Below are 23,175 nucleotides of genomic sequence, written 5' to 3'. Positions count from 1 at the left end.
GAACAGTCTATCCGCAGGCAGAAATTTCTGCCTGCGGATAGACTGTTTATATCGTCGTGAGTGGTGCTGCTACAGGAGAGAAAACTTTTCTATTTTGACAAACGAATATCGTTACAGTAAACTGTAAACAATACACTAAAGTGTAACACAGACAGTCAAATGTCTTGGAGGTGTACCATGAATAGCTATACCGCTAAACAAATAGCTGAAATTCTCCAACAAGATGACCCACGCATGAATCTCCGAACGGTCAGGTACTATACGCAAATTGGTATGGTACCGCCCCTTGAATTATTAGGGAACAAGAGGGTTTACACGGAGAATCACATCCACTACTTTCGCGCCATTATTACCTTATCAAGGACTGGGGAGACATTGGCATCCATACAGGAAACATTGAAAAAACTTTCCTTGGAGGAAATTGAAAAAATAGGTCAGCAATTAACTTTGTATGAACCTAGCCGAATTATTGAAAACGAAACTCTGAAGATAACGGACGATGTCATTATAACGATTAGCCCTCGAATTTCTGCGGAGTTAAAACAAAGAGTAATTGATTCGGTATCTCAAGCACTAAGGGGTGAAAATCAATAATGCTTGACATTAAATTAGCCAAGTCAAAGATGGAGAACGAAGAAGGAATGAATCATTTATGGGTTCAGTTACTTCGGGATGAAAAAGTTGAATCCCAAAAGTCCGAAATCCAAATACGACTACCAAAAGGTATTTACCGCTCGCATAACCTCAATGGTTTTGTTGAGAATGAACGAGAACACATCGTAGTTGATGCCCTCGACCAAGATGTTATCATAGAAATTTTTACCCAAGACGCGATTCAATGTGGTGAAATGACAATCGTAGTATGCTTATTGACAGCCGCGACCACGGTAAGCAGAGAAATTTCGATTCAAGTAGTCGAAGAAGATGAAATGGATATGGTTGAGATTGACGAACAAGTTGTCGATCGAATCAAAGAGTTAAGTAATGCTACTCCACCCTACGATGAAGGAACAAATATTGTATCAATTCAACCAAGGATATTTGAGAAAAGTGATAATGAATTTTCGTACTTTGAAAAGAAATATCGTATTGACTACTGATGATAAAGGGGACGTAGCCATGAATCTGATTCCATATGTTGTCGAGCAATCCTCTAGGGGTGAAAGAGCCTACGATATTTACTCAAGGCTCCTGCAAGACCGCATCTTATTTGTGTCCGGAGAAATTACAGACGATGTTGCCAATAGCGTCATCGCACAGCTTCTATATTTAGATGCTATGGATTCGGAAAGAGACATCAACATGTATATCAACTCACCAGGCGGTTCAATTACAGCAGGCATGGGAATCTATGACGCCATGAATTTAGTAAAGGCTGACGTAACAACACTATGTGTTGGAATGGCGGCTTCAATGGGTGCCTTTTTATTGGCAAATGGAGCGAAAGGTAAACGGCTTGCACTTCCTAACAGTGAAATCATGATTCACAAACAAGATATTATCTCAACAAACAGGCCAAGAACTTGAGAAGATTGAAAGAGATACCGACAGAGACAACTTTATGGATGCCCACGAAGCAAAGGCATACGGGTTAATTGACAAAGTGATATATGTAGCACAATAAAGAACGGATTGGTGGTGAAGTGCGTGGAGAATGAACAAATCGAATACACCGTTGAGTACCAAGATGGTTACGGTGTGCTTTATTTTGAAAATATCAAAGCCTCTGACCTATCCGATGCAAAAATGCAAATCCGCCAAAGATTCCCTGATGTTACTATTAGAGCAGTTACCGTTGTTCCACACAACAATAGAGATGAACAACCTTAATTATAAGAGACCGTGCATTTATTGGCGGTCTTTTGTACGCACAAGCAGTTTTGAAAAAAAAAATTTGTACAGAACAAAGAATGAACGCCATGCATTAGAGGAACGAGCGGCACGACTTCAAACCGAAATCACCCACGAACATGATACGGAATCGCGAGTAACGAGGCGGAATTAATGATCAATCGAAATCAGTGTTACAACTTCCAAAACCCACCAAAACAGGGGGCGTAGCCTTTATACAGGTTCGCCCCACCATTTCATCAATATTACGCACTCCACATGTGTCGAGTGGGCGGAGTCAAGTTGTACAATCTTGACTTCTCCGCCCTCTAAAGCCATCTGCAGATGACTATGTAAATTTGTATGTTGATTATGGACTAAAAGAAACCGCTCTAAGTAAAGCCTGATCATTTAACTCAAATTTCGTTTATTTTTTACGCTTTGATCCGACAACGTCACACATCGTACATTTGATAAATGACATGTTGCGTTTTTTCTCTCTTCAATTAAATCCTCTCCGTTCGAACCAAACCGAGATTAATCGCTTCCCAAAGGTATAGCGATGCAATGGTAGAATACGGCTTCCAACAGGCTTGTTTACGATGCAACAGAGGCTGACCGCCGCTTTCTTCCGATGCATAAAGCCATTCCGCAGCCCGCTGAAGACCGATATCCCCATATGACAGAACATCCTGTCGTCCAAGATAGAAAATGAGAAACATCTCCGCGGTCCATCGGCCAATCCCCTTTAATGAGGTCAACAAACGAACGACTTCCTCGTCATCCATATCGCTGAACTTTCGAAAGTCGAGCGCCCCCTCCTTCACATGCTCGGCAACATTTCGGATATAACTCGACTTATTTTTGGACAATCCTACTGAACGCATGTCCTCTTCTGAGGTTGTCAAAATGGCATCAGGTGTAACATTCCCGCACAATCGTTCAAATCGAAGGAATATCGTCTCTGCAGCCTTGGCCGAAAGCTGTTGGGCGACTAACGATCTCACCAGGTAAATGTACCCATCCTGCTGAACAGGTATGCGGACGTGCTCAATCCGATGAATGAGTTTGTTTAGTGCAGTGTCGTTTCTACCCAATTCACGCACGCGATCATCATTTGGATGAAGATCGAAGAGATACTGCATGCTATACATCCTTTCTTGTCGCGGTCCATCCGAACAAGTGGGAATCAACGAGCATGTGAGCCGCTCTAGAAAAGTGATCGGGGTTAAAATCAGACTTTTTCAAATAAGACATGGTAATGGCGCCGCTGCATAACAAACGTAAGAGTTCCGCCAACTCGAACGGATTGGCGGCTCCGGCCTTTTCTGCTATTCGCGCGATGGCACTCCAATTTTCTTCCGTGCCTTTCACCGCGTTTACATGATGATGATGGGAAGTATCCGGAAATTCTACTGCCGTATTTACAAACGGACATCCTCGATAACCGGGCTCTTTTATTTTTCCCACAAATTTGTCAATTAGCGCATGCAGTTGCATGGAAGCCGATTCCGGATGCTGGACCCCCACTTCTTCCAGATCATTGGCATTTAAAGCTTGGTGATATTCCAAATAAGCCGTAACCAAATCATCCTTTGACGCGAAATTTCGATAAAAACTCGCCTTGGCAATCCCCGATTCGGCAATAATGCGGTCGACCCCTACCGCACGGATTCCTTCCCTGTAGAACAAATCCGAGGCAACTTGAAGAATATGACTCCTGGCTGATTTTCTCGGCATATAATCCCCCATTGATTCGAATACACCATCTATCAAAAATAAAGGTACAGGTCAGTTCAATACAATATTACAATTATCGCTGTGTACATGTCAAATCATTGTTTTTATGCCGAAAACAAGCAACTTGACAAAGAATCTCAATTCCTGTAGCATCGTTAAATAGAGACAAGTCTGTATCTTTATTCAATACCATGATACAGTCAGTCTACTTCAACATAACCAATTGGAGGTCGTTTGGAATGACGATAACGGAACAGTTAGTTGATGCTTGGGATTCCTGCTTTGACAAGGAGACTGGTTGGTACCCATCACTTGAACGTGGACTGCAAGGGTTAACGGCTGCACAGGCAAATTGGAAATTGGAAGGGAAAGAAATGAATACGATTTATGAATTGATCAGCCACATCACGTTTTACAAGTCATCTTTGTTTGCCGGTCTAACGGGCGACGGAGATGCTCCATCCTCGGATACAAGCTTCAATAACAATCTTACCGCTAGTACCGAGGAAGAATGGAATGCAGCCATTGCAAAATTGAAAAAAATACATAATCGCATACATGAAAAGCTGGCTGCGCTGAGCGATCAAGACCTGCAAAAAGAATTGGATGGAGTTACAATTTCCCAGTGGGTATCGGATCTTGTTCGACATGACATCTACCATACCGGGCAAGTAATTTTCATCCGCAAATTGCAAGGTTCATGGTCTTGCTGAAGATACATCTATCTGTTCCAGGACTCGATCAATTTCATTCTGGTTGATACATGGCAGCACTCGTCTGTCACGTACCCTTGGCATAAACAGAGCCGCTTCTTATTTAATCTCAAGCAAATGATGCTCTCTCAAATTAGCTGTGGAATTTGCGAAGCGCTAAAACAACGTAGTCCAAGCTTCCGCAGTGTTCCGGCGAAACATCAATGATGAATTACCGGATGTCACTCGTATTAACGGAACTTATTTCGCTGACACTGTTAGAATCCAGATACGTCAAAATTTTGCGTACAATTGAGCTGATCGAATTATTATTTCGGTTTAGGCACCCTATTATTTGTAAATTCGATGTGTTGACACTACGCACTCCACATGTGTCGAGTTGACAGGGAGTACAAACATTAAAATCGAACTGGAATGGCATTTGCCGGGCTTGTAATATATGGAACCTGACATTTCGATAAATTGCGTATAAATTAAGTGCGCCTTTAGCAGCGTCGACATACCCGTTCCCCCGGTGTACCCCTTCGCGATTACGTTTGAATTTCAGTTTCAAAAACGAATAGACGCCGATCATTTAGACCGACGCCGATTAGTTCTTCAAAAAACGGCAACCCCCCTTTATTTCGTCACGAGAAAGTTATGGAGATTTTTTTCAAGATACTTAATTCTTTCCGAATAATCTTGTTTTGCAAGAGTTTCCGAAAGTATATTGTTCGACACTAACAAGTCATAAAATGATTTCAGCATCTGGGCTGGTATAGCGGAAGTAATCATCATTCTTTGACCGTCGATCAGAACAGAAGATATTTTTTCAGGCTGTACAAGTTCAATCTGTACGCCGTTCCTGTCGATTATGAAATACATCTCCTTTACATTTTCAAACACTAAATGTTTTACTTCTGCCCCGTTTGCCAAGCGACTCTGAACTTCTTCCATTGAATAGCCCGGAATCGGATCATTTATCAGCAGCCATTTTGCAAAATCTTTTGCATCGACTTCATCTGTATCATATTTTTTCCAAACTGCGCCTTTATCTTTGCTTATCTGTATTGTGTTATCCATCATGACACGAAGATATATTTCGTTGTCCATATAAACTGCACGATATTTTGAAACCATGAGGCTGTCTATCAACTTCGGTACATCATATTTCTTGTTGAATGTTAAATCTTGCGGCATTAAATCGTTAGTGGTGCCACCTTGAGATAATGCGGGCACAATATCTGTAGTGATGGCACCTAGATCTAATTTGGACACTCTTTCGACTTTAGGTTCGGCTATTGGATTGTCGACACCCGTAGCATCTTCCGTTTTGTCCGATGCAGAAGTCGCGAAGATGATAACGACACTGGCTACAAGCCCAATAGCGAGCAGCATCGTGGCGATAGTGATTTTCTTGGTTTTCATGATCGATATAATCCTTTCTTCGGTTGAGTTTTTGGAAAAGCTACTAATCATCGGTGACAAGCCGATTTTCTTTTCTTCCAAACGTACAAGTGCCCTAGCATAAGTAGGTTTCGTGTTTTCCCCAAATTTTCGTATGACTGTTTCATCACAGAATAGCTCGATATCACGGTTGGCAAGGATATACATAACCCATACAAAAGGGTTGAACCAATGGACGCATACGCTAGTGGCAAGAATCCATTTCTTTAGTGTGTCGAATCGCTTGATGTGCGTAAATTCGTGGGTCAGGATAAGCGCAAGCTGTTTCTCTTCGTTATAATCTAAATTTTTCGGCAAGAGTACAACAGGCCGAAAAATACCGTATGTAAGCGGAGTTGAAATATTATCTAGTTGCCTGATTTGAACATCTCGCCATAACAAATTTGAATGCTGCCATTTTCTTATAAAATCGTTTCTAATGGGCACAGCCATTTTGTAGATTTTGCGATACCTTAAGTGCGGAATGATAAAAAATAAAGCACATAACGAAAATCCAACTAACCACACCCATACAAAAGGCGATATTGGTGAAGCCGTCTTCAATGGCATAATCGGCGCGGTCAAATGTTCTGCAATTGGTGGCATGATTACCGTAGTTCCATTAATAAATGTTGAACTTTCTGGCGTGGGAATCCATTTTGGCGCTGTAAACATTCCGCTTAAATGTTCCGCTGCCGTAAAAATGCTAAATTGCGAGTGAACTGAAACAGGCACAAGCAATTGAATTAATGCAACACCCCAAAGAAACATAAAGGTCATTTTGGGCAGCTTGTGAATAAGCAAGGAACGTAAGAAGATAACTGCAAGAATAAAGACAGAAGCCGAGATACTTATTTGAAGTAACGACATTCCCCCACCTCATTCCATGCTATCGATAAGACGTTTCAAGCGGCTAATTTCTTCCGTCGACAGTCGTTTCTGTCCCAACAATGAAGCAATCAGTCTGTCGGGGGCGCCATCATACATTTTATTAATCAACTCTGTTGTTTCGTGTTCTTGCGCTTGCTCTCGTGTAACAACCGCATGGCAAACGAAATTAGGCTCATGCCGCTCGATCGCCCCTTTATCAAGGCATCTCTTGATGATGGTATAAGTTGTTGTTTTACTCCAACCTACTTTTTCTTTTGCAATTTCTGCAATTCTCTTTGCGGGGGTATCGCCTTCTTTCCACAAGATTTCCATAATATTAAGTTCGCTATCGAATAACTTCATTACCAAATGAAAGCACCTCGCTCTTATTTATTCTACTGCTGTAGAATTCCATATCTACATTCTACTGCAATAGAATCGATTTGTCGATAGAGTCCTATAATTTACTTACACCAGTTCCCTCTTCCACATGCAGCCTTTCTTGATTGTCTTTGTATTTTAATATTCAAACCGAAAAAGACGCCGATTATTCGACGTCAATCCATCGTTTCATATCGTCCACATACGCCCATTCGGTCTTAGGGCGCCCCCTCCGTTCCTTCCACGCGCTCTGGCGGCTTCCAAACCCGCTACGGTACGTTCCCGGATAATGTCCCGTTCAAACTCTGCAAATTGTACTCCATCAAAACGGGATTTTTTAGGGACCGCTGATCGTTATCAGTCCGTCATTCCAAGCGCTTGCAACATCCTAATGAACACAACCGCCGCCTGTGCCCGTGTCGTTTCGCCCTTCGGGCTGAACGAATTTGCGCCTGTGCCGGTCATGATTTGAAGCTTGACCATCAAACGAACGTCCTCGAGATAGGCTTCGTCCACGCTTACGATATCCTTGTAGCCGTCCAAGCTAACGAATTCCTTGGTGATCGGCAGCTTCTCCAGTGAAATGACTTCCGCCAGCATACTCGCCATTTCCTCGCGGGTCAGCGGCTGATCAGGCTTGAAGCTATTGCCGTTTACAAAATTCAATAGTCCAAGCTCCTTCGCTTTGGTTATCTCGTCGAAGTACCATGCGCCGGACTTTACATCGTCATAGGGCGATGTACTGCCGGTTGACGTGCCTCGTCCCAGCGACCGGACTAACATGGCAATAAACTCCGCTCTGGTGACCGTCCGATTCGGGTCGTACTTGCCACCGCCAACCCCGTCAACAAGTCCTTTCGCCGCGGCAAGCTGGACAAACGATTGGCCCCAATGCTTCGGCATATCGGTAAAGCTCAAGTTATTTTCTGCCACGACGTACACGCTGTTCGAATATGAGCTGATCATCACATACCACACACCGTCGACCTGTACCTTCTTGGCTGAGACAAACTCAAACTTCTTGGTCGTTTCGTTATAGCGGAAAGCGCCCCATTGCGCAGGCATGACTGTCATGTTCTTTGGCATTGAAATAACCCGCGTAAGCGCACGGTTGAACTGATTTGCCGTTCCAACTGTTTTCCCCGTCTTGGCGTTGATGATGTCGATGTGAAAATCCACGATTGCGCCCATCGCTATTCCATTAGGCAAGCCGTTCTCGAACGCCGCTTGTATATCCTTGTTACCCGACTTGTCGGTCAAGGTGATCTTAAAGCTGATATCCTCTGCTTTGAGGTTGTTATTCGCAAGCAAATCCTTAAGCCCCGGAATGAGCGACGCCAGATTGACCGGTACTTGATAGCTGCCGTACGGCGCCTTGATTTCGATGATAAAGGCGGCGTTCTTGCCCTCAAAGCCGGTCAAAATGCTTGCCGGTATGCTGACAAAGGCTGCGCCATCTTTCGGCGTAACTTCAAGCGTGAAAGACGACTTCGTCGTGTCTATTTTATCCGGGTTAAGCATTATACCGTTCTGGTCGATAACCGGATTGGCGACGGTAGGCATTGAGTCGCCGCCCCCGTTGCTATTCGAAGGCGTCGTATCGCTCACCCTTATCGCAAACGTCTGCTCAGTTCCTTCGCTGAACGTGAACGTCAAACTGGTCGTTCCGCCCGGCTGCGCCGCCAAGTATGCCTTCAGGATCGTCACCGTGTTGCCCGATACGGTATAGTCCGTTCCCGACACGAGGTTCGTCGAGCCGCTCTCAATGCCGGTCAGCGTGTTGCCGTTCAGCGTCAGTGTTGTCGTTACATCGTGATTCGCCGCTGATCCGGCGTATTTGTCGAAGCTTGCGCTTGTCGGGCTAAGGAATGGAGCGCGCATATCAAGAAGTGTTACCGTTCCGGACGATTGCGAACCTTCTACGGCATTGCCTGCCAGATCATAGATGGATGCGCTATCCGCCGGTACGACTTCGATGGTTTCATCCCCGGTCGGAATACCCGTTACGTCAAGCATTACTCGAATGGCGGTCTCTCCGCCAGTCAAATCTCCTCCATCTGTTTTCTTTAAAGAATGAAGAGTAACTGAGGTAGCTCCTCCGCCATTTCTAGCGAAGTTCAATCGTAAGTCGCTTGAAGTCATAGCGCCCGAGCCATTACTCGTTGTAAATACAGCTTCACTAAACATCACGTCAACATAAGCATTACCATTGCCTAAAGTGTGGCCTGCAATCGTTGGGGCTGTTGTATCAATTAACACACCCGACATATTGCCTACGTTGTTTAACGTTAAGTCCGCATCGTTGCCTATCGCATCCTCCATCGAACCTCCATTCAGCGACAATGCTCCAATGGCAATACCGTCGTTATCATGATCTCCGGCTTGCACGGTGTAGCTGAATTGTAATGCGTTTATATTTGACAACGTCCCGCTAATTAAGAAGGCGGTACGATTCGTTCCTCCTATATTGATCTCAAGCTGCGGTGTCCCTATTCCCGTAACCGTAACATTCTTACTCATATTCACAGTAAAATCCAATGAATCGCCGGTATTATACGTTGCAGCGTTCGGTACCGCTACGCTATTGATCGTTGGAGCTGTTGTATCCACTAATACGTTCGCTGTACTGCCTACATTATTTAGCGTTAATAACGCATCGTTGCCTGCATGATCCTTTATCGACCCGCCATTCAGCGTCAAGGCTCCAACGGTTATACCGTTAGTATCCTTTTGTCCTGCTTGTACGGTGTAGCTGAATCGCAATGCGTCTGTCTCCGAACCGCTTTCATAATTAGCTTGAACAACTGTTACTCCTATAACCAATGAGATACTTGGAGTGCCCGTAACGAATACGGGCTCACTCATGTGTACTGTAAAATCCAAGTTTTTTCCTGCACCATAATAGGCATTGACAGGAACCGATACGCTCGCCGTGGTTGGTCTCGCCGTGTCAATGGAGTAATTGTTAGAATAGGTGGTTCCGATTCCCGCTTCGTTTCCGATATTTCTCACGCCTGCGTTGTCGAGCGTGATGATATTCGTGGGGTCGTTGATGCCAGCGGCCGGTGTCAGGGTCGCGGTATAGGTAATGTTGTCAACAGTTGTGAGGGTACTAAGGGTGCCGTTCTCCACTGTCAGGTCAGCAATGATGTCAAATCCAGTCACCGCTTCCGAGAAGGTAATCGTCACCAGCGAGGTTTCGCCGATAGCCAGATTATCGTCAGCGACTACAATAGTAGCCGTCGGAGGGGCGGCAGACGCTTCTTCGGATAGGTACAAAGGTAGTAAACCTAAGATTATTAATCCTACAAGTAACTTCCTCATTCTACTTATTTGATGCATATCCTTATTCCCACTTTCGAAGTTAGATTCCTTTGCGATTAGCCGTTCCTTGAAAGCCTTGCAACAAGCGACTTTCCACGGATTAATTCTTTCAAGTTTATTCCTTCCTGTTGTCGTGATTTCTGCTTTCATCGACCGTTCTATCCGATCTTTGTTTAACCCTTCATTCGACATACACTGGAATTATAATTGAATTCCTCGAGCATAGAGTCTAACTCCGGTTATAGATCCGGTTATAAATAAGAGACTCGCCTGAGAGGCGAATCTGCTTCGAAATTTCCCGGCTAGCCTTGCATTTCCTTGCCGCGGTTGATTGCTTCCACACGATTGGTTACCTGTAACTTGCTGTAAATACGATTGATGTGAGCTTTAAGAGTACCCTTGCCGATGCCTAGCGATTCGGAGATTGCCGTGTTGCCCATTCCTTCTTCCATGCAGCGGAAAATCATGAGCTCTCGTTGGGTCAGAAGCGTCTCCAAAGCGGCTTCCGATGGATGGAGCGAGACGCCCTCCCCTCCATAGCAGGATAGAATCTTGCGCACATAGACTAGCGAAGGCGCATTCTTGTCACGGATATTTCCTTTTAGGCGCTGCTGAACGTACTCGATTAATAGCTCTGCGACCGGCTTACCCTTATCGACGAAAACGCGAATATAATCGTCGGGTTCCGCATATTGAAGCACCTCTTCCAGCTTCAGCAATGCTTGTTCCGGCTTCCCCATAAGCCGCAATGACGTCGCCTGCAACACTTGAATTTCAAGCGCATCCATCGGACGATGGCCTTTCACCGCAATGAGAAGCAGCTTCTCGGATAAGGCCCAAGCTTCTTTGACATTATCGGTTTCTACCAATACTCTGACTAGGAAAATATAAACGAACAGTTGGTACACGGACACCGGATCATGCGCCGAGATCCTGTAACGCTCCTGCCACTCAACGGCTGCGGCCGAGTCCCCCAGGTCCAGCCTCAAGGCGGCCTTCTCCGCTTCGATCAGAATGGAAGCGGCCTCCACGCCATCCTCCATCGCTTTCCGCCCGGCCTCTTCCAACCATTTCTCGGCTTGCGCAATGTCTTGCTTGATTTTGCTTATACGCGACAGTAGATGGTATGCGGGAACGTATACTTTCTCCGGCTGATAACGCGTCTGGCCTTGGCCTTGCAGTCCCAGCTTCAAGTAATGCTCCGCTTGCTCCAATTCGTTGCGTTCGTACATCAGTTCCCCGTAGCAGACAAGGATCGAATGCTGCAATCCCATAGGCGTCATGAATTCAATCATATTAAGGAAAAAAGTATCCGAAAGTCCCCTGGGCAAATGTTTGCCGCGCTTACCGTTATACGACCTGTAAATGGACGGACACAGCGGCATATGAGGGGATGCAAAAATAAGATCGGTTCCCGTTGGGCTGTGTTGAAGCGATAGACGGATGTAGTGAAGCCCCTTGACCATATCCATGTCGTACTGGGTCGCCTTAAAATTCATGACATAATACAGGTAGCCCAAATAGCGATTTTTCGCTTCCTGACTCCAGTTTGCGGAGGATGTCTCATAATATTGCTCAGCCAGTTGCAAGTGCCGTTCGGCCATATCGAGATCATGAGCCCATAACAAGGAAAAAATATACGAAAAGTAAAGGTAAGGGTGCTGCATGAGAAGCTGCTCGGGGATCGCCGACAGCCAAACTCTCAGCGTCGAGAACTCTCTGCGAATCATAATGCTCCTCATCTGTTCAAGCAAACGTATCGCTTCCGTAAAACCGTGTCCCGCCAGGTAATAATCTATAGCTTCTTCCATCAATCCCTGCGACTCGCACCATACGGCGGCTGCTCTGTGCAGCTCCTTTGTTTGGTCAGGCGAATGGCGTCTCTGCTGCTGTTGCAGAAACTCGCCAAACAGATGGTGAAACCTGTACCATTCCCTGTTATCATCGAGTGGAATAAGAAACAGATTGATGCCTGCCAGTTCTGCCAGCTTGTCCGTGCCGTCTCTCCCGGCCACCGCTTCGCAAAGCGGTCCGTTCATACGCTGAAGAATAGATACGTTCATCAGAAATTGCTGTGTTGACTCGTCTAGCGCTTCAAACACTTCCTCCAGCAAAAATTGCTCGATTCGCCCGCTGTCTCCGGTATGGCGGCGAATAAATTCCGCCGGTCGCCCGCCATTACGCAAATACAGCGAAACAAGCCTAAGCCCCGTTACCCAGCCCTCGGTTTTGTGCAGAAAATGTTCAATCTGCTCTCTTCGCAGCTCCTTCTTCACGCAGATCCGGAAGAAATCTACCGTTTCCCGCAGATCGAAGCGCAAATGTTCAATACGAACCTCATGAATCCATTCCCTGCTAATCCATCTTGCCTTCTGAAATTTGGCTGCGGTACGACTTGCAAAACAAATATGCACAGATGACGGCAAGTACTCCAGGAAATAAGAGACGGCTGTTATGATATTCTTGTCGTCAATGACATGCCAATCATCCAATACCAACGCAAACGATTCCTGCAAGCCGTTCAATTCATTCAACAGAGCGACGAGAAACGGCTCGTATTGACCGGGGCTTATCGTTGCGACTGCCGAATGGAGCTGATCGGACAAACTGCCAAGAGCTTGCTCGACAGCCTTGGTGACATATTTCCAAAATCTGATCAGATCGTTATCCTTGTCATCCAGCGACAACCATCCGACAGGCACGTTCAGTTGTCTTGCCCAATCGCCGACCAGCGTTGTTTTACCGTAACCGGCAGGAGCTGTAATAAATGTTGCCTTGCGGGTCAATCCCTCATTCAATCGCTCAAGCAGATGGGGGCGGGGGACGGAAAAGTATAACGCCTGGGGGATTTGTAGTTTGGATAAAATAAGGGTATTGGTTTCATTCATCTCATGATTCATAAATTCCATCCTTTTCGAACGTTTCCCTCGGAAATGACAGCATTCCCCCACTAATGAAGAAAGAATAAAAATTGCCGTGCGATTTCGACCCTTTAGGCCGCGCTTTGCCCACTCGCCAGTTTTTCTTCCATGTTCCTAACGCTTTGGGCAGGAAATATGAATTCCAGCGACACATTGGCATTGTGAAACTCATGAACGGGATACTTGGTAAAATGAGAAAGCCCGCCAGGCTTAAACTGAAAAATAATGGTTCAGAGTCAACACATTATCTCATTTCTGGGCGCCAAAATAAAACAAGGGTTACCCTTTAGCAGTTGGTTCAACCGCCTTCAGGATAACCCTCTATTTGTTGCTTACTTACTCTTTTGCGCGAGCATCTTCATCAGAACCGTAACGGCTTCCGCTCTGGTCGCTTTGCCTGCCGGATCGAACGTATTGCCGCTTTTGCCGCCGATAACACCGAGCTGCTTCAGCACGGCGACTGCGCCTTTCGCCCATGACGGAATGTTCTTGTCATCAGCGAAACCAGCTACCGCATCGGAATCAATGGTCAACTTAAGCGCATTCGCGATCATTGCTGCCATCTCAGCGCGCGTAATCTCAGCATTCGGACGGAAGGATCCGTCCTTATAGCCTTTAATAATGCCTGCTTGTACCGCTTGCGCAACTGCTTTCTGCGCCCAGGCTCCAATCTTAGCCGAATCTGTGAAGGCCAATTTCGCTTCTGCTTCTTGCGGCTTCAGCGCGTTCATCAGCATAACTGAAAATTCAGCACGCGTTACGGTTTTGCCTGGCCTAAATGTTCCATCGGCGTAACCCTTAACGATTCCTAAGCTCACCGCCTGCTTGATGCTTGCTTCGGCCCAGATTCCGGAAATGTCGCTAAAGTTGACTTCAGTTGTTGGCGTTGGCGGCACATCCTCCGCCGAGTCGACCGCAATTACCGCATATTTCGTAAAGTGATTGACCTCAACCGTAATTTTATTGCCGTTTACATTACCGCCGACTTTCACCCATTCCTTCTTAACTTCGTCGTAATAGAATACGACCGGCTTTTGATTGCCCTTCAAGCTGGCCGGATCGAAAACAAAGCTCAGCGTCACCGGTTTATCGAAGTTCTCTGGGAAGTTTTTCAGAATCTCATAGATCTGACTGAGGAGAACCTCTTTTTTTGTTAATAGCTTTTGAGTATCCAACACTTTATCGATCGTTACTTTCTGTTCTTTGCCTGAAGCACCGGCAGGAATAGAGATCGTGACTGCATCTTCCAAGCTAACCTCGCCCGTTTTACCAACAGGAAGCGTTAGATTGCCATTCGTGGAGATAACTTTGTCACTTGTTTTACCACCATCACCACCACCGCCGCCAACGCTTCCAGTTGTGGATGCAGGCGCCCGTGTTACCGTTACCGTATACGTTTTTTTGCTGATTCCATCCTGGGCTGTTACTACGATAGTAATTGTGTTGTTGCCTACATTCAGGTTAATAACACTGCTTGCAGCTGCAGTTCCATTCACAGTCAGCGTTGAATGGCTGTCATAGACGCTTCCCGTAACTGTAAGGTTCGATACGCCATTAGCCACATTGGCACTGTATTCCGTTTTCTCGGAGGCGAAGTCAGGACTTAGCGTCCCGCTCGACAGCGTTAGTCCGCTCAAGTCGGCATTGCTGCTTATGCGATTCACCGTGAGTTGATACGGATTTTGCGTACCGTCCTCTGCCGTTACCACGATCTGAATCGGGTTAGCCCCGACATTCAGGTTCGAAGCGCTGTAGGAATACACACTATCCGTAACCGAAACGAACGTCGCGCCGGTTACCGTTATCGTTTGACTCGGATCCGCAGGGGTGAAGGTAAAATCGAGACTAGTTGCTGCGTTAGCCACATCCACCGAGTAATTCAGAACCGTTGACGAAAATGCCGGTGATAATTCACCTTGACCAACGGCCATATCGGACAACAACGCGTTATCATTGAGCTTGTCCGTCGTAAAGGTAACATCCGGACCATAGCTAGTTACAAGATCATTGATAGCATAAGCTCGCAAATGATAGGTGGATACGGGTTGAAGTCCGGTGAGATTCACCGAGAAAGTTCCTGTTCCGCCTGAATCTGCTGCGAATTTGCCATCATTTACTGTCGGGTTGGCGTTCAGTGAATAGACCACACCCCGCTCTGTAACTGTACCGCCCCCGTCTGAAGTTACATTCCCTCCGGCAGTTGCTGTCGTTGAAGTGATCGAAGTCACGTTCGCGTCAGTATCTACAGTTGCCGGAAAAATGGAGGTTGCTACAAAACTAAATGTGTTTGAAAAGGTAATTTCATACAGATTGGTAGCCGCTACTTTCCAATAATATGTGGTTCCTTCCAGTAAACCAGTCACGTCAACGGTATTTTGCGTAATTCCACTTTGATCCTGCACAATAGAGGTGGACAAAAACTCAGGATCAGTGGCTATCAATAATCGATAGGAAGTCGCACCGGTTGCATTATTCCATTCTAATGTTGGATTCAGCGACGCAAAAGAACCATACGTCGGACTTACTAATGCGGGTGAGCCTGGAAACAGACCATCGTTTATTAAAATGGGCTCATAATTGGCCTGCCCTGTCAATTGATAGCTGCTTAGATCCGTATTAGGGCTAAACCGTATTGCCTGTTTCTCGCTTATACTATCTGTCGCTTGAGAATACTTTACGTAATTCCCTGTTGGGCCTTGTATGGCGATTGTTGCGTGAGAGCTAAATGCCCGATCGCCATCTTGGGTGCCGAGCAGATTAGGGTACTGGAATTGAATTTCATTGGTCGATTCATATAAGACAGCTTGAAAAGTTCCCCATGGGTCACCGCTGTCGTCACAACAGAACTTCATATTCGTATATTGAATCACAAATTTCCGATTCGGTGCATCTCCAATCGTTGTATACATGACTTTACTATGTTGATCTAAATAAAGATCATCCGAAAAAGGCGCTATAAAATGATCCGGATTACTTGAAGGCAATGACCCAACTCCAGTTGTGGATGATGGATTACTGAACATTAATAAGCCATTGGTTGAAGCGTAAATTTGGTTATAGGACGTGCCATAGAAATTGAAATCAAACCCAATTGGGAGGGCATCGGATACCGAATCATCAAGACCGTTGGGAAAGGCCACATCCGTGCCGGGATAGACCGTCTCCGCGGGTATATTTCCTTCGCCTACATAAGCTTTCGACACTGTCTGAACCACCGTCGCATCCGCATACCCGGTTGCCTTTATCGTGATTGTATGACTGCCTATTGGAAGCACGCCGGCGTTTATCGTGATCTTCCCGGCACTGACCGTGTAATCCGTTCCCGCCGTCAGCAATGTCGTTCCGTCCTTCACTGTCGTGATCGCTCCGCGCCACACCGCATCGTCCGTGAACGTAACCTCGATGTCGTGCGCCATATCAGCGTCCGTCGTGTCCGCTGTCAAACTCGGCGATGCAGTAACATTGTTCAGACGCATCACCGTGGCTTTATTGCTATTCCCCCCGTCCATATAGGCCACATAAGGGGTTCCGTCAGCAGCTACATACAGGGACGTGAAATATGCCGAACCAGCCGAAAAACCAGCGCTGCCCACGGTTACCCAACCCGTCGTACCCGTTCCATCATACTTCATCACCGTGGCTTTATTGCTATTCCCATCATCCATATAGGCCACATAAGGGGTGCCGTCTGTAGCTATAGACAGGGACATGTAATTTACCATACCCGCCGAAAATCCAGCGCTGCCCACAGGCACCCAACCCGTCGTACCCGTTCCATCATACTTCATCACCGTGGCTTTATAGCTATTCCCCAAATCCCGATAGGCCACATAAGGGGTTCCGTCTGCAGCTACATACAGGGACGTGTAATTTGCCTGACCAGCCGAAAATCCAGCGCTGCCCACGGGCACCCAACCCGTCGTACCCGTTCCATCATACTTCTTCACCGTGGTATTATAGCTATTCCCCGCATCCCTATAGGCCACATAAGGGGTTCCGTCAGCAGCTACATACAGGGACGTGTATTCTGCCTGACCAGCCGAAAATCCAGCGCTGCCCACGGGCACCCAACCCGTCGTACCCGTTCCATCATACTTCTTCACCGTGGCTTTATAGCTATTCCCCGCATCCATATAGGCCACATAAGGGGTTCCGTCAGCAGCTACATACAGGGACGTGTATGGTGCCTCACCAGCCGAAAATCCAGCGCTGCCCACGGGCACCCAACCCGTCGTACCCGTTCCATCATACTTCATCACCGTGGCTTTATAGCTATTCCCCCCATCCATATAGGCCACATAAGGGGTTCCGTCAGCAGCTACATACAGGGACGTGAAATCTGCCGAACCAGCCGAAAAACCAGCGCTGCCCACGGGCACCCAACCCGTCGTACCCGTTCCATCATACTTCATCACCGTGGCTTTATTGCTATTCCCCGCATCACTATAAGCCACATAAGGGGTTCCATCAGTAGCTACATACAGGGACGTGTAACCTGCCTCACCAGCCGAGAACCCAGCGCTGCCCAAATCCTGCCACGCCTGCACGGTAGCCGCATACGCTTTGCTGCCCCCAGGCACAAGAAGCCCCGGCATTCCGCCCAACACCATCAACATAGCCATGACCATGGCCATTACTTTATTGCCTGTTCTACGCATGCTTCGAATACACCTCTTCATTCATTAGGATGATCTTGTCGACTTTTGTCGCTCTTGTCCTACTATAAGACTACTTGAACATAAAAAAATCCCCCTTCAAAGGGGGAGGGACGTAAAAAATATGGGGGATATACTTAGTACCAATATCTATTGTATAATAGCTTTCCTCAACTGCGATCAATCGCTTTCTACAGCAATTTCAATTCTTTTCCTTGGCTCAATGCCTGTTCTCTGCTGTTCGTATCGAGTTTTCTGTACAGACTTTTCAGATGGCTCTTGACCGTCTCGGCTGTGACTTGGAGCTGTTCGGCGATCTGCTTATTCGACATCCCCATGTCCATCATCCTTAATATTTTCAATTCCTGTTTCGTGATAAGGGCTACCGAGCTTGCATTCTCATTCCTATGATCTGTCATCAGCAGAAGCAATTCTCTAGCGTAACGTAAGGATGCGCCCACTGACTTCCGATTCGAGTGAAGCTGCCCTTGTCGCAGGTATTCACGCAGCAACTCAGCCATATGCGCCCCTTCATCCAGGAAACTGCGAATGTATTTTCCCGGTACCGCCATCTGGAGTGCCGCTTCCAGCTTCATTACAGCGTTCGTTGCATCTCCGTTTCGATAAAATACCATGCTTTGCAGGACGGCCACCTTCACCTTATCCCACAACCGGTCTTCTTCATCGACAAAACGGTACATTTGCTCAAGCAGCTGTAAGGCATCGTTTTCCCTGCCGCATTCCATAAGCGCCCGGGCCAAGTGAAGATATTCCTTGATGGAAGCGAACGGAGCCGTATCGGTATAGTGGATCCCGTTTGTTAGCAGCCATCCCGCATCGAACGAACCGTTTAGCAGCGACAAATACGCCTTCTCCGACTCAATCTTCCTTATAAAAATACTTTTGTCCGGGGAATGGATCTTGGATTTGAGCTGCTCCAGCAGATTAAACGCTTTAGCCGATTCTCCCTTGGCCTGATAAATCCGGACGGCAACCGCTGAGGCACCTAACAAAATGAGGCCATAGGGCTGCATGCACTTGGTCTGCAGCGCCCTGTTCACATAAACTTCAGCTTCTTCCAAGCGATTCCGCTCATATAACAGCAAGCTGTACGTAACGTAGTAAAAACCGACAAAGGGATAATCTTTGCGATCCTCCCACGTCTTGACCCATTTCGAAAAGTATCTCTCCGCTTCATGCAAATCGTTGATAAAACTCAATAGCGTATCGAAATTGATCGAATACGAATTCCCTTCAATCATCTGGATGTAGCTGCCTTCCGGCATATGCCGGTCGAACATTTCCATATATTCATCCGCACGCCGAACGTCTTTCCGATATAAAGTAACCCCGTAAGATAAATAGAGAACAGTTCCAACGTGCTCTTTCCATTCCGGATCCGACAGCTTGTCCTCCATGAGACGAAGTCTGGCTTGCGCGAGCTCCATTTGACTCGCTTCCATCATTACTTTGATATAAAGAAACTGAATTCCCGGTTTCTTCGCCAAACAGGACTCCGGCAGCTCGCTCAGCCATCGGTAAAGCACCCCTCTTTTCACCCGAAAGTCTTGCAGATGCTTCTCGATAAAATCGCTTACTTCAACATAATGGCCGTCCATAAACAATTGCTCTACCGCTTCTTCCAACAATCCGTGCGCCTCCAGCCAATTGGCTGCCTTGACATGCAGTTCCTTGGAACGTACCGCATACCTCTGCCGGAAGAGCCTCCGTAAAAACTCGGAAAACAAATGATGATAGCGGTACCATTGCCGCTGATCATCCAAGGGAACGATGAACAAATTTTGCCGCTCCAGTATTTCCAGCAGCTCCTGGCAATTCGCTTGTCCGGTAACAGCTTCGCACAAAGAACTGTTCATCCTGTCCAAGATCGAAGTTTGCAAGAGGAAAGACTGTGTCTCTTCGGACTGGAGACTGAAAGCCTCCTGAAACAGATAATCGGATATACTGCGGTGTTCCCCGCTAAATGCTCGGATAAATTCAGGAATATTGCCGCTTCTTTGCAGCGAAATAGCCGCAAGATGCAGTCCGCTGATCCATCCCTCCGTGCGGTCGACCAGCTTCGCAATCTCTTCTCCCGACAGTGACAATCCCATGCAATCCTGGAAGTAACGAATCGCTTCATCAAGTTGAAACCGCAGCTCCCGAATCGTGATTTTCACCATTTGGCCGGTCGTCTGCAGCCTTGCAGCAGGAAAGGGCATTTCAGAGCGACTTGTGACATAGAGGTGGATATGAGCGGGCAAATACGCTAGGAAATAGGCCACCGATGCATGTATGGAAGCACGATCAATAGAGTGATAATCGTCCAAGATAATAATCAATTCATCCGGATAGCTATCAAGCTCGTGAATCATTGCTGTAATGAAAGGCTCAAAAGCTCCCGACTTCAGGGAGGGTAGAAACGGGTTGACCGCTTCAGCAAAATGAGGGTTCTTATGATTGACTGCAGCAATCACATAGCTCCAAAACTTAATCAAATCATTATCTTGCAGGCCCAAGGAGATCCATACGGCAGGCATGCCGGACTGTTGCAGCCAATAACTCAAGGCGGTTGTTTTACCATAACCCCCGGGAGCTGTTACGGCTGTCAGTTTACACTTCAATCCTTGATTTAATAGCACGGTGATAGCCGCTCGCTCAACATGGTCATCAAGCCGCGTTTGCGGGATATGAAGCTTGGTACTCAGGATCATGGTCGGCACCTCGAATCTAGCTCTGAACATCTCTCCTAATTATATCTTATTTTGACCGGAAGCTAACCTTTAACATGAGCGATACTGTCACATCTCAGTTTTTACGAACCATCAATATTACGCACTCCACATGCCCCGTATGCGGGAACATATCCACCGGCTGAACCTCGACTGTCCGGTAGCCGCCATCCTCGAGAACTCTCAGATCCCTAGCCAACGTGGACGGATTACACGACACGTACACGATCCTCTCTGGCCTCAACTCCAACATCGTCGCCAACAATCGCGGGTCGCAGCCTTTGCGGGGAGGGTCGACGACGATGACGTCGGGCAAGACGCCTTCCTTCTGCCAGCGGGGCATGATGTCTTCGGCGGCGCCGACGGCGAACTCGGCGTTGGCAATGCCATTGAGTAAAGCATTGCGGCGAGCGTCCTCGATCGCTTCGGGGACGATCTCGACGCCGTAAACGCGGGCGGCGTGCCTCGCGAGGAAGAGCGAGATCGTGCCCGCTCCGCAGTAGGCGTCGACTACGGTTTCGTCCCCCGTTAACGCCGCGTACTCGACCGCTTTGCCGTAAAGTCTGACCGTCTGCTCTGGGTTCACTTGGAAGAAAGATCTAGGCGAGATCGCGAAGCGAATACTGTCGATCTCGTCATAGATGTATTTTTCTCCCCACAGTACGCGGGTCTCTTCGCCGAAGACGACCGGAGTGGCCGCCGTATTCACGTTCTGGCAGATGCTGTCGACGCCGGGTACCGCCTCGCGTATCAGCGATACCAGTTCCTGAGCGTGCGGGATATCGCGACCGTTCGTGACGAGCACGACCATCCGTTGGCCGGTGGAGCGAGCGTGCCGTACAACGACGTGCCGTAACAAGCCGCGTCCGGTGACCCGATCATACGCGGATATCTTTAATAACCGCGCCGCTTCTTTCACTGCGCGAACCGATTCTTCATTCTCTTCTTGCTGGATCAGGCAAGCGTCCATATCGACGATATCATTGCTGCCCAACTCGTAGAAGCCGCCGATCAGACGATCCGCAAGCACGCCGATCGGCACTTGCGCCTTGTTACGATAGCGCCATGGCTCGTCCATCCCGATAGTCGGATGGACGACGACGTCCTTCAGCTTCCCGATCCGCTCGAGGTTATCGACGACGTGCTGCCGCTTCCATCTAAGCTGGGCGGCATAGTCCATATGCTGCAGCTGACAGCCGCCGCAAGAATCGTAGATCGGGCAAGGCGGCGTCACGCGAATAGCCCCGATTTCCTTACCTTCCGCCCCCATCAGCACCTGCGTCATCCGAGCTTTGCCGAACGACTTGCCGATGCTGACGACGATGGCTTGCACCCGTTCGCCCGGTAACGCCCCACGAACAAAAAGGGTATAGCCGGCAACCCGGCCTACCCCTTCTCCGTCATGCGTTAATCCGATAATTTCGCAATCGACGCTCTCTCCGACCGCGACCGGAACGCCGGAAGGAACGGCAGAACGCTCCCGCTCCCGCTCCCGCTCCACCCTCTTCCCCCGACCGCCGCGACCGCCGCGGCCGCCGGCCGATCCGCCTTTCGAACCGCCTCTGCTTCCGTTCCCCGATCCGCCTCGCGAATGCCTCATAACATCAACGCCCGGTTCGGACCGCCGTTCTTCCGATACGACGACTCGCCAAGCTCGTCCACGACGACTTTCAGGTGCCCCGGCAGAATCTCGAAAGAGCAAGGAAGCGTGCCGCCGAACTCGCCGTCGAGATTCAGCTGAACGCGGTCGTTCGATTCCACGACGAGCTTCCTGCATTGGAAGTGGATGAAGTGCGGGTCGTTCGTAATCAGTTCGCCCCGCAACACTGTCGTGGCGATGCGCAAGAACTCCGGCAGGCTGCACTTGCGCAGCGCAAGCACGTCGAACAGGCCGTCGCTCGTGCTGGCGTTCGGCGCGAGCCGGTCGAAGCCGGCGACGGAGTTGCTGTTCGCGATCAGGAACAGCATGAACTCCTCGTCGTATTCCCCGACGCCTTCCGCCGTCAGCTTCATGTGCATCGGATGGAGTCGGGTAACCTTCTCCAATCCCTTCATATAATAGGCAAGCTGGCCGACCATCGTCTTCAGCTTGCTCGGTACTTCGTATGTAAGCTCCGTCAACGAACCGCCGCCGGCGATGTTGATGAAGTAGCTGTCGTTCGCGCGGCCGACGTCGACGGCGGTCGTGTAACGCTTCGTGATCAGCTCGCACGCGTCTTCCCACTTACGCGGAATGCCATGGGCCCGCGCGAAGTCGTTCGTCGTCCCGAGCGGCAAGATGCCGAGCGCGGGTCTCTTCTCTTCCCCGTGAATGGATATCCCGTTCACGATTTCGTTCAGCGTGCCGTCGCCGCCGGCGGAGATGATCATGTCGAAGCCGCGTTCGACCGCTTCGGACGCAGCCTTCGTCGCGTCGCCAGCGCATTCCGTCGCGTGGCAAGATGTCTCGATCCCCCCGCGCTCCAGCTTCTGCAGTATCGACGCCAATCTTCTCTTGACTTCCTCCTTGCCGGAAGTCGGATTGTAAATCAACCGTGCCCGAATCGTGTCCAAGCGAATCCCCTCTTCTTTGTACGAACTCATA

General features: G+C 48.1%; 14 protein-coding genes and 2 pseudogenes. 5 read left to right on the top strand and 11 right to left on the bottom strand.

What is annotated here, in order from left to right; genetic code table 11:
- The first annotated feature begins 177 nt into the window (after nucleotides 1–177).
- The 4 genes and pseudogenes from ACFPPD_RS19470 to ACFPPD_RS19455 all read left to right on the top strand — a co-directional run bounded on the left by ACFPPD_RS19470 (nucleotide 178) and on the right by ACFPPD_RS19455 (nucleotide 1,830).
- Nucleotides 178–594 carry a MerR family transcriptional regulator gene (locus ACFPPD_RS19470; protein WP_209748009.1) on the top strand — a complete coding sequence of 139 codons (417 nt, stop codon included), beginning with the start codon at nucleotides 178–180 and terminating at the stop codon, nucleotides 592–594.
- Complete coding sequence (locus ACFPPD_RS19465) at nucleotides 594–1,100, top strand: hypothetical protein (RefSeq protein ID WP_209748007.1); 507 nt, start codon at nucleotides 594–596, stop codon at nucleotides 1,098–1,100. Before ACFPPD_RS19470 ends, ACFPPD_RS19465 begins: the two co-directional genes overlap by 1 nt.
- Nucleotides 1,101–1,119: 19 nt before the next feature.
- Nucleotides 1,120–1,624: pseudogene (locus tag ACFPPD_RS19460) on the top strand (ATP-dependent Clp protease proteolytic subunit).
- A 23-nt stretch (nucleotides 1,625–1,647) separates the two neighbouring features.
- Nucleotides 1,648–1,830, top strand: coding sequence for a hypothetical protein (locus ACFPPD_RS19455; RefSeq protein ID WP_209748005.1), 183 nt, complete (start codon nucleotides 1,648–1,650; stop codon nucleotides 1,828–1,830).
- Nucleotides 1,831–2,336: 506 nt separating this feature from the next.
- On the opposite strand, the gene ACFPPD_RS19450 is transcribed toward ACFPPD_RS19455, so the two are convergent.
- Both ACFPPD_RS19450 and ACFPPD_RS19445 read right to left on the bottom strand, forming a co-directional pair.
- On the bottom strand, nucleotides 2,337–2,975 hold the full coding sequence (locus tag ACFPPD_RS19450) for a DNA-3-methyladenine glycosylase family protein (RefSeq protein ID WP_209748003.1): 639 nt from the start codon (nucleotides 2,973–2,975) through the stop codon (nucleotides 2,337–2,339).
- A gap of 1 nt (nucleotide 2,976) precedes the next feature.
- Nucleotides 2,977–3,570, bottom strand: a complete 594-nt coding sequence (locus ACFPPD_RS19445; RefSeq protein WP_209748063.1) for a TetR/AcrR family transcriptional regulator — start codon at nucleotides 3,568–3,570, stop codon at nucleotides 2,977–2,979.
- 239 nt (nucleotides 3,571–3,809) lie between these two features.
- Here ACFPPD_RS19445 and ACFPPD_RS19440 point away from each other — a divergent pair, with 239 nt between their 5' ends.
- Entirely contained in the window at nucleotides 3,810–4,283 is a 474-nt protein-coding gene (locus ACFPPD_RS19440) for a DinB family protein (protein WP_209748001.1), read from the top strand.
- Nucleotides 4,284–4,901: 618 nt separating this feature from the next.
- On the opposite strand, the gene ACFPPD_RS19435 is transcribed toward ACFPPD_RS19440, so the two are convergent.
- The 9 genes and pseudogenes from ACFPPD_RS19435 to ACFPPD_RS19395 form a co-directional block, all read right to left on the bottom strand.
- Nucleotides 4,902–6,578, bottom strand: coding sequence for a M56 family metallopeptidase (locus ACFPPD_RS19435; RefSeq protein ID WP_209747999.1), 1,677 nt, complete (start codon nucleotides 6,576–6,578; stop codon nucleotides 4,902–4,904).
- Between the two features lie 9 nt (nucleotides 6,579–6,587).
- On the bottom strand, nucleotides 6,588–6,941 hold the full coding sequence (locus tag ACFPPD_RS19430; RefSeq protein WP_246608777.1) for a BlaI/MecI/CopY family transcriptional regulator: 354 nt from the start codon (nucleotides 6,939–6,941) through the stop codon (nucleotides 6,588–6,590).
- A gap of 246 nt (nucleotides 6,942–7,187) precedes the next feature.
- A pseudogene (locus tag ACFPPD_RS19425) lies at nucleotides 7,188–7,271 on the bottom strand (recombinase family protein); the annotation flags it as partial.
- A gap of 45 nt (nucleotides 7,272–7,316) precedes the next feature.
- Entirely contained in the window at nucleotides 7,317–10,433 is a 3,117-nt protein-coding gene (locus ACFPPD_RS19420; RefSeq protein WP_209747994.1) for an S-layer homology domain-containing protein, read from the bottom strand.
- A gap of 152 nt (nucleotides 10,434–10,585) precedes the next feature.
- Nucleotides 10,586–13,183 (bottom strand): winged helix-turn-helix domain-containing protein, encoded by a 2,598-nt coding sequence (locus ACFPPD_RS19415; protein ID WP_209747992.1) that lies wholly within the window; start codon nucleotides 13,181–13,183, stop codon nucleotides 10,586–10,588.
- Nucleotides 13,184–13,536: 353 nt separating this feature from the next.
- On the bottom strand, nucleotides 13,537–17,862 hold the full coding sequence (locus ACFPPD_RS19410; protein WP_209747989.1) for an S-layer homology domain-containing protein: 4,326 nt from the start codon (nucleotides 17,860–17,862) through the stop codon (nucleotides 13,537–13,539).
- A gap of 188 nt (nucleotides 17,863–18,050) precedes the next feature.
- Nucleotides 18,051–20,573, bottom strand: coding sequence for a winged helix-turn-helix domain-containing protein (locus ACFPPD_RS19405; protein ID WP_209747987.1), 2,523 nt, complete (start codon nucleotides 20,571–20,573; stop codon nucleotides 18,051–18,053).
- Nucleotides 20,574–20,667: 94 nt separating this feature from the next.
- Nucleotides 20,668–22,191 carry a 23S rRNA (uracil(1939)-C(5))-methyltransferase RlmD gene (gene rlmD / locus ACFPPD_RS19400; protein WP_209747985.1) on the bottom strand — a complete coding sequence of 508 codons (1,524 nt, stop codon included), beginning with the start codon at nucleotides 22,189–22,191 and terminating at the stop codon, nucleotides 20,668–20,670.
- On the bottom strand, nucleotides 22,188–23,174 hold the full coding sequence (locus tag ACFPPD_RS19395) for a diacylglycerol kinase (RefSeq protein WP_209747983.1): 987 nt from the start codon (nucleotides 23,172–23,174) through the stop codon (nucleotides 22,188–22,190). The genes rlmD and ACFPPD_RS19395 overlap by 4 nt, the downstream gene beginning before the upstream one ends.
- Nucleotide 23,175 lies beyond the last annotated feature (1 nt).

It is taken from the genome of Cohnella suwonensis (assembly GCF_042655365.1).
GTDB lineage: Bacteria > Bacillota > Bacilli > Paenibacillales > Paenibacillaceae > Cohnella > Cohnella suwonensis.
Note: the sequence above shows the minus strand (reverse complement) of the source record. Positions and strands in the feature narration are given on the sequence as shown.

Coding starts and splice junctions, on each gene's coding strand:
- ACFPPD_RS19435 (WP_209747999.1), bottom strand. CDS start 6,578: ATGTCGTTACTTCAAATAAGTATCTCGGCTTCTGTCTTTATTCTTGCA.
- ACFPPD_RS19395 (WP_209747983.1), bottom strand. CDS start 23,174: ATGAGTTCGTACAAAGAAGAGGGGATTCGCTTGGACACGATTCGGGCA.
- ACFPPD_RS19440 (WP_209748001.1), top strand. CDS start 3,810: ATGACGATAACGGAACAGTTAGTTGATGCTTGGGATTCCTGCTTTGAC.
- ACFPPD_RS19445 (WP_209748063.1), bottom strand. CDS start 3,570: ATGCCGAGAAAATCAGCCAGGAGTCATATTCTTCAAGTTGCCTCGGAT.
- ACFPPD_RS19405 (WP_209747987.1), bottom strand. CDS start 20,573: ATGATCCTGAGTACCAAGCTTCATATCCCGCAAACGCGGCTTGATGAC.
- ACFPPD_RS19465 (WP_209748007.1), top strand. CDS start 594: ATGCTTGACATTAAATTAGCCAAGTCAAAGATGGAGAACGAAGAAGGA.
- ACFPPD_RS19420 (WP_209747994.1), bottom strand. CDS start 10,433: ATGAAAGCAGAAATCACGACAACAGGAAGGAATAAACTTGAAAGAATT.
- ACFPPD_RS19470 (WP_209748009.1), top strand. CDS start 178: ATGAATAGCTATACCGCTAAACAAATAGCTGAAATTCTCCAACAAGAT.
- rlmD (WP_209747985.1), bottom strand. CDS start 22,191: ATGAGGCATTCGCGAGGCGGATCGGGGAACGGAAGCAGAGGCGGTTCG.
- ACFPPD_RS19430 (WP_246608777.1), bottom strand. CDS start 6,941: ATGAAGTTATTCGATAGCGAACTTAATATTATGGAAATCTTGTGGAAA.
- ACFPPD_RS19410 (WP_209747989.1), bottom strand. CDS start 17,862: ATGCGTAGAACAGGCAATAAAGTAATGGCCATGGTCATGGCTATGTTG.
- ACFPPD_RS19450 (WP_209748003.1), bottom strand. CDS start 2,975: ATGCAGTATCTCTTCGATCTTCATCCAAATGATGATCGCGTGCGTGAA.
- ACFPPD_RS19415 (WP_209747992.1), bottom strand. CDS start 13,183: ATGAATCATGAGATGAATGAAACCAATACCCTTATTTTATCCAAACTA.